Annotated in this window: 8 protein-coding genes and 1 tRNA gene; 5 read left to right on the top strand and 4 right to left on the bottom strand. The window is 51.8% G+C overall.

What is annotated here, in order from left to right:
- The first annotated feature begins 100 nt into the window (after window positions 1-100).
- On the top strand, window positions 101-1,102 hold the full coding sequence (locus PspCFBP13509_RS22355; protein WP_065926319.1) for a sensor domain-containing diguanylate cyclase: 1,002 nt from the start codon (window positions 101-103) through the stop codon (window positions 1,100-1,102).
- 394 nt (window positions 1,103-1,496) lie between these two features.
- On the opposite strand, the gene gabT is transcribed toward PspCFBP13509_RS22355, so the two are convergent.
- Both gabT and gabD read right to left on the bottom strand, forming a co-directional pair.
- Window positions 1,497-2,774 carry a 4-aminobutyrate--2-oxoglutarate transaminase gene (gene gabT, locus PspCFBP13509_RS22350; RefSeq protein WP_065926318.1) on the bottom strand — a complete coding sequence of 426 codons (1,278 nt, stop codon included), beginning with the start codon at window positions 2,772-2,774 and terminating at the stop codon, window positions 1,497-1,499.
- A 182-nt stretch (window positions 2,775-2,956) separates the two neighbouring features.
- Window positions 2,957-4,399, bottom strand: coding sequence for an NADP-dependent succinate-semialdehyde dehydrogenase (gabD, locus tag PspCFBP13509_RS22345; RefSeq protein ID WP_065948543.1), 1,443 nt, complete (start codon window positions 4,397-4,399; stop codon window positions 2,957-2,959).
- Between the two features lie 374 nt (window positions 4,400-4,773).
- Here gabD and PspCFBP13509_RS22340 point away from each other — a divergent pair.
- The 3 genes from PspCFBP13509_RS22340 (at window position 4,774) to PspCFBP13509_RS22330 (ending at window position 6,647) form a co-directional block, all read left to right on the top strand.
- A tRNA-Arg gene (locus tag PspCFBP13509_RS22340) sits at window positions 4,774-4,850 on the top strand.
- A gap of 196 nt (window positions 4,851-5,046) precedes the next feature.
- Window positions 5,047-5,940, top strand: a complete 894-nt coding sequence (locus tag PspCFBP13509_RS22335) for a hypothetical protein (protein ID WP_137212711.1) — start codon at window positions 5,047-5,049, stop codon at window positions 5,938-5,940.
- Window positions 5,941-6,011: 71 nt separating this feature from the next.
- A complete protein-coding gene (locus PspCFBP13509_RS22330) occupies window positions 6,012-6,647 on the top strand; it encodes a hypothetical protein (RefSeq protein ID WP_137212710.1) in 636 nt (211 codons plus the stop codon).
- 719 nt (window positions 6,648-7,366) lie between these two features.
- On the opposite strand, the gene PspCFBP13509_RS31995 is transcribed toward PspCFBP13509_RS22330, so the two are convergent.
- Window positions 7,367-7,498, bottom strand: coding sequence for a hypothetical protein (locus PspCFBP13509_RS31995; RefSeq protein WP_017337405.1), 132 nt, complete (start codon window positions 7,496-7,498; stop codon window positions 7,367-7,369).
- Between the two features lie 62 nt (window positions 7,499-7,560).
- Entirely contained in the window at window positions 7,561-8,043 is a 483-nt protein-coding gene (locus tag PspCFBP13509_RS22325) for a toll/interleukin-1 receptor domain-containing protein (protein ID WP_242001091.1), read from the bottom strand.
- A gap of 1,208 nt (window positions 8,044-9,251) precedes the next feature.
- On the opposite strand from PspCFBP13509_RS22325, the gene PspCFBP13509_RS22320 reads away from it, so the two are divergent.
- A complete protein-coding gene (locus PspCFBP13509_RS22320) occupies window positions 9,252-14,129 on the top strand; it encodes a hypothetical protein (RefSeq protein WP_137212708.1) in 4,878 nt (1,625 codons plus the stop codon).
- Window positions 14,130-14,145 lie beyond the last annotated feature (16 nt).

Raw genomic sequence — 14,145 nt, 5'->3', positions numbered from 1 at the left:
CACTGCAATTCGCCTCTCTCAATGAACACTTCGCCATCATGGTGGCCCCTTGTAGTGACCGCTGCTCGATCTTGCGGCGCGCCCAGAGAGAGTTGTGCCGATGGTTCTCGAAAAGCCCTTCACCGCCGACAGCCCTACCGCTGACCCTCCGCGTCCGGCCGCGGCAGCAACCCTGCTGGCACTGGTACATGCCCAGGGCGAAGTCGAGCGACTGAGTGAGCGCGAACAATTGCTCAGTTCTCTGCTGGTCAGCGTAAACGCCGTGCTGTGGGCCATAGATTGGCAAACCCGCCGCGTGCTCTACGTGAGCCCGGCATACGAGCGGATTTTTGGACGTTCCGCCGGCCTGCTGCTGGCCGACCACCGCGAATGGCGCAACAGCATTCACCCCGAAGACCTCGACTACGCCGAACACAGCCTGGCGCGCGTGCTGGAGCAGGGAGCCGTGGAAGACCGCGAGTACCGCATCATCACCGCCGACGGGCAGATCCGCTGGCTGAGCGACAAGTGCTACATCAACCAGCAGGTCGAACCCGGTGAGCCGGTGATCGTCGTCGGCATGGCCGAAGACATCACGGAAAAAAAACAGCTGGAACTGGAGCTGCACCGTCTCGCCACCACCGATGTGCTGACCCAGAGCAGCAACCGCCGACACTTCTTCGAATGCGCCAACCAGGCCTTCGACAGCGCCTGCGCCCAAGGCGCGCCGCTGGCCTTCCTGCTGCTGGACATCGATGACTTCAAGGACGTCAACGACACCTACGGCCACCTGGAGGGCGACCAGGTGCTGCGGCGTATCGCCGAGAGCGGTCGCGGGGTCCTGCGCCGTGGCGACCTGTTCGGGCGCATTGGCGGCGAAGAGTTCGCGGCCGTTCTGCCGGGTTGCGCGCCGGAGATGGCGCTGCAAGTGGCTGAGCGCTTGGGCAGGGAGATCCAGGAACTGAGTTTCAGCTATGAAGGCCAGGCGTTCAGCGTGACCATCAGCCAGGGCCTGGCCAGCCTGACCGAGGAAGACTCCACCCTGGACAGCCTGTTCGCCCGCGCCGATGCCGCCATGTATGAGGCCAAGCGCCTGGGCAAGAATCGCGTCATCGCTGGCTGAATGCAGATCACTGTGGGAGGGGGCTTGCCCCAATGCCGGTCAGTTAAGGGACAGAACGGACAACCCGTCACCTGTGGCGAGCGGGCTTGTCGAATCGTCGCTCCGCCCGCGTTGGGCTGCGCAGCAGCCCCAAAACCAAGCGCAGAGGAGTGCCTGATACACCGCATTTTGTCTTTATTAGGGGCGCTTCGCACCCCAGCGCGGGACAAGCCCGCTCACCACAAGAATGCGGTTGCCTGAAATTGTTTATGCAAGACTCAAGATTTTAGAGTGAAATTTTTTACCCTTTAAAATCAGTAAGTTATTTTAAATTTGATAAGAACTGGCTTGCTTCTGATCGACACAAAAAAACCCGCCGAAGCGGGTTTTTCTTATCGATCAGGCCAACTGCCGCTTACAGCTCGGAGAAGCACTCTTCGATGATCGCCAAGCCTTTGTCCAACTGCTCGTCCGGCGAGGTCAGCGGCACCAGTACGCGCAACACGTTGCCGTAGGTGCCGCAGGACAGCAGGATCAGGCCCTTGTCACGCGCCTTGGCCACCACGGCGGCAACGGCTGCGGCGTTTGGCTTGTGGCTGTCGCCGTCTTCGAACAACTCGACCGCGATCATCGCGCCCAGGGCACGCACGTCACCGATCACCGGGTACTTGGCTTGAATCGCCTTGAGGCCAGTCACCAGGCGCTCGCCGACAGCCTTGCAGCGGTCCAGCAGGTGCTCTTCCTCAAACACGTCCATCACCGCCAGCGCAGCGGCGCAAGCGATCGGGCTACCGGCGTAGGTGCCGCCCAGGCCACCTGGGGCAATGGCGTCCATGTATTCGGCCTTGCCGCACACACCGGCCAGCGGGAAACCGCCAGCGATGGATTTGGCGAAGGTGGTCAGGTCGGCGGCAACGCCCATCTGTTCCATGGCGAAGAAGGTACCGGTACGGCCGGCACCGGTTTGCACTTCGTCGGCGATCAGCAGGATGCCGTGCTTGTCGCACAGTTCGCGCAGGCGCTTCATGAACGGCTTCGGCGCGACGTAGAAACCGCCTTCGCCTTGGACCGGCTCGATGATGATGGCGGCAATATCACGCGGCTCGGCATCGTTCTTGAAGATGCGTTCGATGCTGGCGATGGAGTCGTCGTCGCTGACACCGTGCAGTTCGTTCGGGTACAGCGCGCGGAACACGCCGCCGGGCATCAGGCCCATGCCGGCCGAGTAAGGCACGACTTTACCGGTGAGACCCAGGGTCATCATGGTACGGCCGTGGTAGGCGCCGGTGAAAGCGATCACGCCGGCACGGCCAGTCGCGGCACGGGCGATTTTCACGGCGTTTTCAACGGCTTCGGAACCGGTGGTGACCAACAGGGTTTTCTTGGCGAAATCGCCGGGGACCTTGGCGTTCACTTTTTCGCACACTTCGACGTACGGCTCGTAGGCCAGTACCTGGAAGCACGTGTGGGTCAGCTTGTTCAACTGTTCGGTCACGGCGGCGATGATTTTCGGGTGCACGTGGCCGGTGTTCAGCACGGCGATACCGCCGGCGAAGTCGATGAATTCGCGACCTTCAACGTCGGTCACGGTGGCGTTCTTCGCGGATTCGGCGAAGATCGGGTGAATCTGGCCAACACCGCGCGGTACAGCGGCTTCGCGGCGTTTCATCAGGGAAGCGTTGGTTTTGCTCATAAAGTCCTCATTCGCCACTCATCGGGTGGCGTTGTTCAAGGAATACGTGGCGGGGAGGCAACTACGGCAGCATGCGATGATCGACTGCCACAGCTTTCCCGGCCACTACGAATAACGATGTGAAACACGCAAAGGGTCAGCGCTCTCGTGCCCTTTGCGTTTGCTGCAATCTCTTACGGGGCTTAGATGCCCAGGCAGAGGTATTTGATTTCCAGGTAATCCTCGATCCCGTACTTGGAGCCTTCACGGCCCAGGCCCGAAGCCTTGATGCCGCCGAACGGCGCCACTTCGTTGGAGATCAACCCGGTGTTGACGCCGACCATGCCGTATTCCAGGGCCTCGGCCACACGGAACACACGGCCCAGGTCGCGGGCGTAGAAGTAGGAAGCCAGGCCAAACTCGGTGTCGTTGGACATCGCGATCACTTCGGCTTCGTCCTTGAAGCGGAACAGCGGCGCCAGCGGGCCGAAGGTTTCTTCCTTGGCGACGGCGGCGTTTTTCGGCACGTCGACCAGGATGGTCGGTTCAAAGAAGTTGCCTTCCATGACCTTGCCACCGGCCAACAGCTTGGCGCCTTTGCTCAGGGCATCGGCGATGTGTTCCTGGACCTTGGCCACGGCTTTTTCGTCGATCAGCGGGCCGGTGGTGGTGCCTTCTTCCAGACCGTTGCCGATCTTCAATTTGGCCACCGCGACTTTGAGTTTTTCGGCGAACGCGTCGTACACCGAATCCTGGATGTACAGGCGGTTGGCGCAGACGCAGGTCTGGCCGTTGTTGCGGTACTTGGAGATGATCGCGCCTTCGACGGCCTTATCCAGGTCCGCGTCGTCGAACACGATAAACGGCGCGTTGCCGCCCAGCTCCAGGGAAACTTTCTTGATGTCCTTGGCGCATTCGGCCATCAACTGGCGACCGATTTCGGTCGAGCCGGTGAAGGACAATTTGCGCACGATCGGGTTGCTGGTCAGCTCGCCGCCGATGTCGCCAGCGCTGCCGGTGACCACGCTCAGCACGCCTTTCGGGATACCGGCACGGTGCGCCAGCTCAACCAGGGCCAGGGCCGAGAACGGGGTTTGCGAGGCTGGCTTGATCACCATGGTGCAACCGGCGGCCAGGGCCGGGCCGGCTTTACGGGTGATCATCGCGGCCGGGAAGTTCCACGGGGTGATGGCGGCGGTCACGCCGATAGGCTGCTTGATCACGATCAGGCGCTTGTCGGGCTGGTGGCCGGGAATCACGTCGCCATAGATGCGCTTGGCTTCTTCGGCGAACCACTCGATAAAGGACGCGGCGTAGACGATTTCGCCCTTGGCTTCGGCCAATGGCTTGCCTTGTTCCAGGGTCATCAGGCGACCGAGGTCGTCCTGGTTTTCGATCAACAGCTCGAACCAACGGCGCAGCTTGTTGGCGCGCTCCTTGGCGGTCAGCGCACGCCAGGCCGGCAGCGCCTTGTCGGCGGCTTCGATGGCGCGGCGGGTTTCCGCGGCGCCCATCTTTGGCACGGTGCCGATAATCTCGCCCGTGGCCGGGTTGTTGACCTTGATGGTCGATCCGTTGTCCGCATCCACCCAAGCGCCATCGATAAAGGCCTGCTGGCGGAACAACTGGGAATCTTTGAGCTGCATGTCGGCTTTCCTTAACAGCACCGCGCGCACGCGGAGCGAATTAGAGTTGTTGAAAGGCGCCTTGTGGGCTGCCGTCAGGGAAATCAGCCCCCGCGCGCGCGATCAGTGAATAGCGCACGCACGAGAGACAGAGCGTTTGAAATCTCAAACGAATCCTAGGATCAATGGGGGTACAGGGCAATAGTCTGTTCGAAAAAAAGAACGAAAACGGCGCATTTGCCGGACTTTTCTGATCAGCGTGATTCGAGCGCGTTCCGCCGTGTTGACCAACGGCGCCCGGCGCAGGGCCTCTGCGCGGCAAATGCCTACGTTTGAACGGCCAAAGACCGGCATGGACGCCCAAGGTCGACATGGGTATGATGTCGCCCGCACAAGCATCCGTAGCTCAGCTGGATAGAGTACTGCCCTCCGAAGGCAGGGGTCGTGGGTTCGAATCCCGCCGGGTGCACCATATAGCAGTCTCGGGCTGTCTCAGACAGTCTACGAAACACCCCAAGAAGCCCGCCCTGTGCGGGCTTTCTTGTTTCTGGCTGTTCACCTCTGCCCCCCTATACCTTCCCACTGTGTGGATAAAAAATAGAACTCGGGGATACAAAGCACGCGCCAATGATCGAGGTCAGGCCGGTGGTCATGTTCAGGAATGGCGTTTGTTGTTTCTCTCGACCGGGGAAAAGACGTTAGCGCAGCACATGGCAGAGGCAAACAAGGATCTTAAAGCGGGCATGGAAGTACGCATGCTCGCAGTACCTGCCGATGCCAGCAAAGGGCTTGGAATGTTCGACGCCCTCAATGGTTTTGAGGATGCTGCTGCGCTTTCAGACGCTCTAAAAGCGCGGGTGACCAAGTACTACGGCACCCCGCTAACCGCCTTCCTGTCGGCCCTATGTGAGCCCGGAAAGATGCCGGGGTGGTCGACCATTTTGCGCCACACCATTGAGCGGTTTGTCTCGACTTCACTACCCAAATCAGCGAGCGGACAAGCCCAACGTGCTGCCACTCGTTTTGGACTGGCCGCTGCCGCTGGAGAGTTGGCCACCGCCCTGGGGATAACAGGTTGGCCTGAGGGTGGAGTGACCACGGCGGCAAAGGTTTGTCTCAATGCTTGGCTGAATGAGCGCGGCGGCGCCGGAAACTTCGAGAGTGATGCCATCGTGGCGCGGCTTCGCCAAGTGATCGAGCGTTTTGGGGAGAGCCGTTTCACTCGCTGGGAATCCGCCGCCGCCAAGATCGATGAGCACGGCCCTCGCACCATTGACCGGCTGGGCTTTCGCAAGACGCTGGAGCATGGCCTGGGTGATGCGCTGCACACCACCACGACCTACTACGTACTACCCGAGGCTTGGTGTTCCGAAGTTTTCAAAGGCATGAACCTGAACGCCGTTAACAAAGAGCTATTGAGCCGCGCCATTTTAGAGCCTGGCAGCGATGGCAAAGCGGCTCAATCGGTAAGGCTGCCGGGCATGCCTAAAGCCCGTGCCTACGTTTTTAACTCCTCCGCACTCATGGCGGATGACAGCGGGCACTCCTTCGAGGCCGCATAAATTAGTTATCCATTTCGGCCTGCCATTCCGGCAAGCCTTTCGCAGCACCATATGTAAATGGAGATACCCCCATGTTTAAAAGAAACACGCTTTCAACCCCTGAAATCAAAGCGGCTCAAACCAAACACGCAGCTCACCAAAAAACGCTCCAAGAAATGGAAAGGACCAAGGAACAGCTAACCCACAAATTAAAGTCCCTGGTCGCTGAGGACGCTATGGACAAGGAAGCCAAAGCATCTGCGCATGACAAAGCACTTAAAGCCTACAGTGCGGCCATTGCTGCTGGCGATACAGCTGCTGAAGCCGAAGCAGACACAGCTCTGCAATCAATCCTTGGCGAATCGGACAGAAACCGTGGCAAGCACCTGGCTCGAACTGCTGCCATCGCTAAACTTGAACAGGAAGTCACTGAGATCAACCAACGACTTGAACAGGGCAACCAAGCGCTGGAGACTTCACACAAGGAGCTCTTGAGAGCAATTCTGTACAAACGAGCGGAACAAATAAGAAGCAGCGCTAATGAGTTGGTGGCAGTAGCCAAACGATACCAGCAGGTCGCGTATCTCATGGGTCTGCAAGGCTCTTTGCAGGACATTCGGATTCCCTTACCTCCCACTCACCGAGAGGACCGGTTTGACTACGTCGGCCCTCATACAATCAGGACAGGCCCAGCGAGACCGACAGTTGAGGAGCTGCTGTTGGACTGAATGACACAGTATCAACGTGGAACACCTTTTTCCCCTGGAACACATGGTGTTCCAGCTCAAACAAAAGGGTGTTCCAGCCTGAAGGCCACGTACTCCGTGGCCTTCAGCTTTAGTGGAACACCTGGAACACCTGGAACACCGTTTTTTGAGGGGTATCGGTTTTTTACCTCCATCATCCCGTCGCATTGGGCGTCTTCAGCGAGCAACAGCAGGCTCTGCGACACACGTAACAGACCGAACCGACTACGTCTGTCCTCACACAAATCATTCCTGGCACAACCTGCGCCGAACGTAGAGGACGTGACTCTGGGACCGAATCAACAGGCTATCGACGTGGAACACCTTTTTCCGCTGGAACACCTGGTGTTCCAGCTCAAATAAAAAGGTGTTCCACTCTGCAAGCCACGTAATCCGTGGCTTTCAGCCTTCGTGGAACACCTGGAACACCGTTTTTTGAGGGGTAACGGTATTTAACCCCCATCACCCCGTCACATTGGGCGCCTTCAGCGAGCAGCGTAGGGGGTCGCCACACGCATTCCTACACCTCTCCCAGATGCTCAGCAGCCTGAGAAGTTGCGCTCCACTTGACGACCCGTTTGCATTCGTTCTGACCAGCAATTGCATCGGATGTGGTCAACAAGCGTTGAAACCAAGATCGGTAGAGAACGGCCAGAAGCGGCCTAACTCAAGTGACTCGCCCCCCTCTAAGTGCCTTAAGGTCAGTCACCTTTTTTGTGTTTGTGTACTTCCAAATCAGGATGTTTGGGTTTGTTTTCTTCAGTAACACGACGGCGCTGGTCCTTTTTGCCGGTGGATTCAGCGATCGGTTTAGGGCCGGGTTTAATACTCATGTGTACAACTCCTTCGATTGATGACGTGTCTGTAAGTAAAGCCGTACGCATGGACAGTAAAGCTACGGGGCCACCAACTCGGCAAGCTTGGCCGCGATATCTGCAAACGTATCTTCAGCAGTGCTCAGACCGCTTCTCGAACCGAGTAGAGGACTGACTTCGCGCAGCGATTCGTATGTTGTGTCGTGAACGACGGGAACAAGCAGATCCCTTGCGAGGAGCGCGGAAAGCTCTTTGTCGGCGATACCTTCGGCTGCTAGACGGCGCAGCAAAGCAGGGGTCACCAGCACAATACCTACTCGAGACTTCACCAATCCCTTATCAATTTCACGCAGTAACGAAGAGCCTAGAAGAACATCCTTCTCGCTAAACCAAACGGAAACACCGAGCGACTCGAGTACATCATGCAGCTCCTTCGCGGATCCTTTCCGGTCGTCCCAGGCGTGACAAAGAAATACGTCACGTAGATCAGGTACTGTCGCACGCCTTTCGACATTTTCGCGTACCGGTGTGAGCGTTCGTACCTCGGCGGAGGTGTAGGCCACAGAGGATCCAGCTTTCGACCAGCGCGGCCTTGGGCTGCTGGATGAACCGCCGCCACTGCGACCACCCCCGCCATGAGACGGGGACGAATAAGATGGTGCGTAGGACGAGGATGAGTACGATCGCGACCCGTACCCGCTATATCCGCTGCCACATGCGGGACACGCTGCTCTTGCGCTTGCCGAACGATGACCATGTACCGGTGCTGTACATCTAGACATGTCGTAAACCTTCCGTTTGTAGCTGCTCGCCCAAGAGATGATTAAGCAGCGGCTGTACCGAGCCATCAGCTTTTGAAAACACCGCAGCCCATTCTTATTGCCCCGAAATCACCTGCGCTTCAGATCGTGATTCCAATATGCTGGCACAAACGATAGCCCACAACGCGAATTGCGCTAGCAGGCGTAGCGCGAATGTTCGCTAGCGGGTTCCCTTACGACTTCCGTCATGGTCTATAGCTATCGATCATAGCCGTTAGCTCTCAACCAAGGTTTCAGGTGTCTGACGTTCAACGGGACCGCCATCGATGCGGTTATTCAATCGACGGACGTCGCCTATGGGTCGATCTCTGCCGGTCATACACGCAACTCGTGCTGGTCAAATCCGATGCAAATGACTGGTCAGGTCGAATGCAAATGTGTGAGCAAATCGGTGCACCTACCCAGCAGCCAAAACACGGCAGCTCCGCAGAGTTCATGGGTCCTTTGGCAGGTGATTCGCATTGGGGTAATTCGAACCCCGACCTTTTTACAGATTCGAGTGGCTATAGGGGGTTCCGTCTCCGGCTCTATGAGTTCAGTAGGTGGCCAAGCCCCTCCTACTCTATCCAACGCTTGCCAGCTCTAATTGATACTGCTCAGGTATCCGAGGGAGGAGGAGCACCTTTGCTTTTGATCATCGCCGTTATCCGCTGTAGGCCCCCCATACAAAGGGTTGCGGGATAAGTGAGTGTCTATCCCCTATCCCAAAGCCGGTGTGCCACGCAAATCGGCGAATTACATCGCGCGACCGATGCAAAAATAGGCGCTTTCACGCTGGCTGTTTTAGAGAGCATCACTAACATCGAAAGCGTACACTGTATACACATACAGCGAAAACTAGAGGTGCAGGGTTAAAATCTGGCCCGTCACGTTCTTGCGGGTGAGTAAGGAATTTATTTTTTTTGAGGCCGTGATATAAAGTGCTAAAGGATAGGATCAAGGACGAAACGATGAGCAGCGCACAAGATACAAAGCTAGAACCAATCAATTGGAATTACATGCAATCACCTCTCAATGCAGATGAATCTCTGATTGAAAGGAAAGATGTTCTTGATACTATTTATGATGTATTCACAGCTGATAACCACGTAGTTTTTTTAGAAGGTGAGAGCGGTATTGGTGCAACCACTGCACTCGCTCAATTTGTTGCTGCCAACAAAGAAAATACATTTTCTTTATTTTTAAGTCCGTCTAGCCAATACTCCTATAGTCTTGACTACGCAAAATTGATTATAGCAGAGCAATTAAAATACTTTTTAGATGGTGTTGGGTTCGAAAAGCCATCAATAGATGAAGCAGAATATAGCACCTTACTATTTAGAACCCGTTCTAAATTTAAGGGAAAGATAGCCTACTTTGTTGTTGATGGGCTGGCACACATCCCTCCTGATGATGAATCTTATATATCAGCAATACTTAACTCTGCGCTACCGATAGGTGTTGGTAGTTTCCGCTTCTTGATATCTGGCCCACAATCAAGACTAGCAAAAGCCTTAAATAAAGGCGCCTCAAAAACTTGTCAGCTTCGCCGATTCACGGAGCTAGAAGTAGAAGAACTGTTTGAGGAGTTTGACCTCGCCCCGTCAGATATTGGCGATCTGAAACAGCTTTGCCGAGGCAACCCAGGAAAATTATGTGCAATTAAACGTCAGTTAAAAATCGGCACGAGCTTAGCTGATATATTGCTGAGTTCTCCAGACAAACATCTAGACTTTATTGCACTAGACTTCAATAAATTTGACGAACTAAGTGTATCTCAGAAAAAGGTTGTATCACTGCTTGCGTTCTCAAAGCAGCTGGTTGGAAGAAAGGAAATAGAGTTAATCATAGGCATTGATCAAGCACAGATAACGGAAACATTAGAAAACTGCACCTTTTTAGAAGCAAAAGGCCCAGGTCTAATAAGTTTTATTTCAAACTCCCATCGAAAGTATGCAGAGAACAAGCTCAAAGCATATCAGCTAGAAGTCGTAGACTTACAAATTGAATATCTAAGAAAAGAGCCAGAAAGTAGTGAGTCCTTGTTATTTCTTGCAAACTACCTTCGACAAAGAAGCAAAGATGCAGATCTTTTGGAGCTAATTTCCAATGAGCATTACTACCTACTGCTAGAATCTACACAATCATTAAGTCAGCTTAAAGCACGTGCGTCACTTGGATTGCTTAGCGCACATACTGAAAACAAACCTTTATCCATATTTCAGTTCGCATTACAAAAATCTTTATTCGTAGACCTATCTAATTCAAGTGCGTCTAAGGCGGAAGTGAATGCTCTAGTTGCAATAGGGAAGACTCAGCACGCCATGCAACTGGTTGAAAGAGCGCTCACAAAAATTTCAAAGCTTTCGCTTTTGACTGCCTATGCAAACGGATTAAAAAGCAGATCTAAAAACGTAGACTCTTTTTTGCTGGAACATATAGTCCAGCTAATAAAGAGCGTTGACTTCAGCGACGGCGGTGGAGTCGCGTTAAATATTGCGGAAGAACTCGTTTCTGTGGATGTAGCTTTAGCTTCTGAAGCTTTAGAGCGATGCCTTAGCAATGTCAATGACGCCAAGCATAAAGACTTAACATTCTCAAGGTTTAGTATCGTTGCATCGATGGAACAACAAGAACTTAAGGACAATTCATTTGAGCGGCGAATTAAAAATAAAGCCGTCCAAGAGTTTACAGCTGCGATAACACATTTTCATAAAGATGAAAGCTCTGCGGAAATCATTAATTTTTTCGACTCCTCAAAAATAAAAAACAAGACTGGAGTCCTTATAAGATTTGTTTCCACCCAAAACAAAAGAGATGGCATTCTAGACATCGTAAAGTATGTCCTTGATGTTGTAGATCGGGATACAGACTACACAATCACTTTGAAAGAGCTTGCGTGTTTAGCTAGCCCTATTAGATTCTCAGATGGTGAAACAAAACTCACTACCGAATTAATAGACTTATTTGATAAGCAAACAAAACTAGTTAAAGATGCTTCTTCTATTCGTGACTTTGTAAGACTGAGCACATATCTTGCCTATGCGGAAGCAAAAAGTGATCCTAAAAAAGCGTATAGCCGATTACTGGAATCCTATTATGCAATCTGCGAATCCATTAGTTGCGAAGAACAATCGGAATGCTATGTCAGGCTATTTTACGCTTTAAGAGTGATTGATCCTGACGATCAGTTTGAAAGCGAAGAAGGCTTTAAAGTAATTGTAGATCAAGGTTTGAAAACCTCAGTAAGTGATCTGCTCAGTAATGCAGCATCTCAGTACGACTGTATAGAGTCCGTTTTGCCGGCAATGATGGAGTGCGATGTATCGGAAGCGTTTAACTTAGCAAGTAGACTTAATACTCTCCAGAGTAGGAGTTTGGCCCTGCAGTTGATTGCAAAGGACCTTGTAAAGAAGCCTTTTAGTGAGCAAGCAGGTATACTATTAAATAAAATTCTCGCCTCAATTGATAACGATGACCTTAACGGTTGCCTTCTCTCAATTACAAAAATATTAAATAGAGAGGCTTTCGATATTGGATGGGCTAATAATCTGAGGGCCTCCATCGCAAAAATAGAAGACAGTCTAATGGTGGCCAGATGCAAGGTTAATGTTTTTAAATTGTACGCTAAGTCAGATTTTCCTATGGCCCCATCTTACTTAATCGATGCGATAAAGAATCTTATTGATAAGTTACCACCTGGCGCAATAAGAAATGAGGTATGTTTTACTGCGGTTGAAGCCCTGTCTGAAGTTTCGATTGATGAGGCTGAAGAACTATATAAACTTGCAACAGAATTTAGAGGGACTCTGGAGTTCGAACACCTGGGCGTACAACAAAGTTTCATGCAATGTTTGGCATTGGCGATAAGAGCATTTGGAGTAGCACTTAAAAATGGGTCTTTAACCCCAGAAATGATTATTCGCTTATCTTCGTCAATCGGAAAGCTATCCTCTCCTAGACAACAGATCGCCCTATTTACTGACTTGGCTTCACGGGCCTGGCTAGCTGACAGCATGTTGAAAACTATTGTTTCCGACCTGTGCTACCCTCTCTTAGAGAGAGTACGTCGCTCAAATGAAAGCTTGTATGCAGAGTTATTCGAAATCGCATTCCCAGCTCTCTTTGTGTGTCATAGTGAGTCGGCACTCAGAGAGTTAATTTGTTTATCTGAAGGCAACAAAAACGCAACGCTTTATAATGCTTGCGAATTCATTAGGCGTAAGCAGACTGCTACTGATCCGGCCGCAGCGGATTCCTCTGAAGAGTTTACTCTGGATTACAATCAGGCCGTTGATATTGTTACTCTAATAGAACATATGACTTATGATTCTTCGATATATCAATCGCTAGAACGGCTGACACGCTCTATTGCCAGCAAAAAAAATAGGTCTAAATTTTCTGCGCAACAAAGAAAAGATATAAGCTCACGCCTCACCGATCTAATAAACAATAAGTTGCCAGACGCGAAGAACATTAGCCACAAGGGTTACTTATTATGCGCTCTCGCGCGTGTATACATGATTTCGGATATTCCACTACCCATATGGCTAGAGTTGATCGAAGAAGCGAAACTGATCCCGAACGCAGCTGACAAAGCGTTTGTGTATATAGAAATTTTAAGCTCTATGCCCGTAAAATTTCTAACTCAAAAAAAGGAACTTTTAGAAGCTGCGGAAGCGGGTTCTAATGCAATCCCTTGGCTCGTTGATAAAATCGGGCGTTTGGAATTATGTGCGATTACTTGCAAAGAGCTTAATCCGTTTTCATCCAAAAAAATGCTACGTGAAGCATTTGTTATGTCTCAGCAGATAGAAGACATTGACACCACGGCTGAAGTTCAGCGCTCTCTCATTGACACAGCAGATCAAATTGAAGCGAAATTTGCGGAAGAGCTATTGGATCTGATTGATGATGACCCAACTCGTGCGGAAGCTCGCGCTCATGCAAAACATACTTTGTCAGTAGTTAAGGCGAAAAAGGCGTTAGCGGATTGCAATGGCTCTGACAATGGAAAGAGCGTTGACGAACAGTTCCTTGCAGAGGCTGCTTGGAAAAATCTATCTTCATTGTTGTCTGGCCGTATTACCGCCAAGCCCGTTACAGCTCTTACCGCCTATATGCTGCCTACTTTAGAACTTGGCTTGGGTGAATTTTACCCTCTACTGTGTTGGTACATAGAAAATGCTGCGAGAAAATATGTTTCACCAGATGATGTCGTGCAGCATATTACACCAATGTGCGAGATCCTGATGAAAACTGCCGAGTTAGCTATCGAAGTGGTAAGCAACAAAACACATTCGGCGATATGTGTTAGTGACTTTGATGCATCTGTTAAAGGGTTAATAATCAAACCTAACAGTAGAGACTCTGCACTAGGATACATTCAAAACTGGCTCAACCAGAACTGCATAGACTATGTAAAATTCTGCGATCCTTATTTTACATCCGACGACCTTGAAATTGTGCAGATGATCCAGGCAGCCAACTCGTCTTGTAAAATCCAAGTAATTGCTTCGGCAAGTCATTTAAAGTCAAAGAACTCTGCTTCTAATGACGACTTTGAACTGGCTTGGCAGCACCTCTCTGATCAAACAGCACCTGAAACCTATATTTATGGAGTTGGCAAACTCAATGGCGCAGAGCTTATACACGACAGATGGTTAATTAGTAAAGGCGTCGGCTTGAGACTGGGCACTTCATTTAATTCTATCGGATATAAAATAAGCGAGATATCCATAATGACCCCTCAAGAGCTATCGGTTTGTGAGGCTCAGTTGAATAATTTTTTGGGCGATCAGGTTTTCATTGATGGCAATAGAGTAAAAGTTGAAAGGTACCAACTATAACTTTTCGATAACAGCC

The sequence above is a fragment of the Pseudomonas sp. CFBP13509 genome, assembly GCF_005233485.1.
GTDB lineage: Bacteria > Pseudomonadota > Gammaproteobacteria > Pseudomonadales > Pseudomonadaceae > Aquipseudomonas > Aquipseudomonas marginalis.
This window is presented reverse-complemented; position numbering and strand designations above follow the sequence as displayed.

Excerpts from the sequence above, each read along its gene's own strand:
- PspCFBP13509_RS31995 (WP_017337405.1), bottom strand. The coding sequence starts at position 7,498 with ATGAGTATTAAACCCGGCCCTAAACCGATCGCTGAATCCACCGGCAAA.
- gabT (WP_065926318.1), bottom strand. The coding sequence starts at position 2,774 with ATGAGCAAAACCAACGCTTCCCTGATGAAACGCCGCGAAGCCGCTGTA.
- PspCFBP13509_RS22330 (WP_137212710.1), top strand. The coding sequence starts at position 6,012 with ATGTTTAAAAGAAACACGCTTTCAACCCCTGAAATCAAAGCGGCTCAA.
- gabD (WP_065948543.1), bottom strand. The coding sequence starts at position 4,399 with ATGCAGCTCAAAGATTCCCAGTTGTTCCGCCAGCAGGCCTTTATCGAT.
- PspCFBP13509_RS22320 (WP_137212708.1), top strand. The coding sequence starts at position 9,252 with ATGAGCAGCGCACAAGATACAAAGCTAGAACCAATCAATTGGAATTAC.
- PspCFBP13509_RS22355 (WP_065926319.1), top strand. The coding sequence starts at position 101 with ATGGTTCTCGAAAAGCCCTTCACCGCCGACAGCCCTACCGCTGACCCT.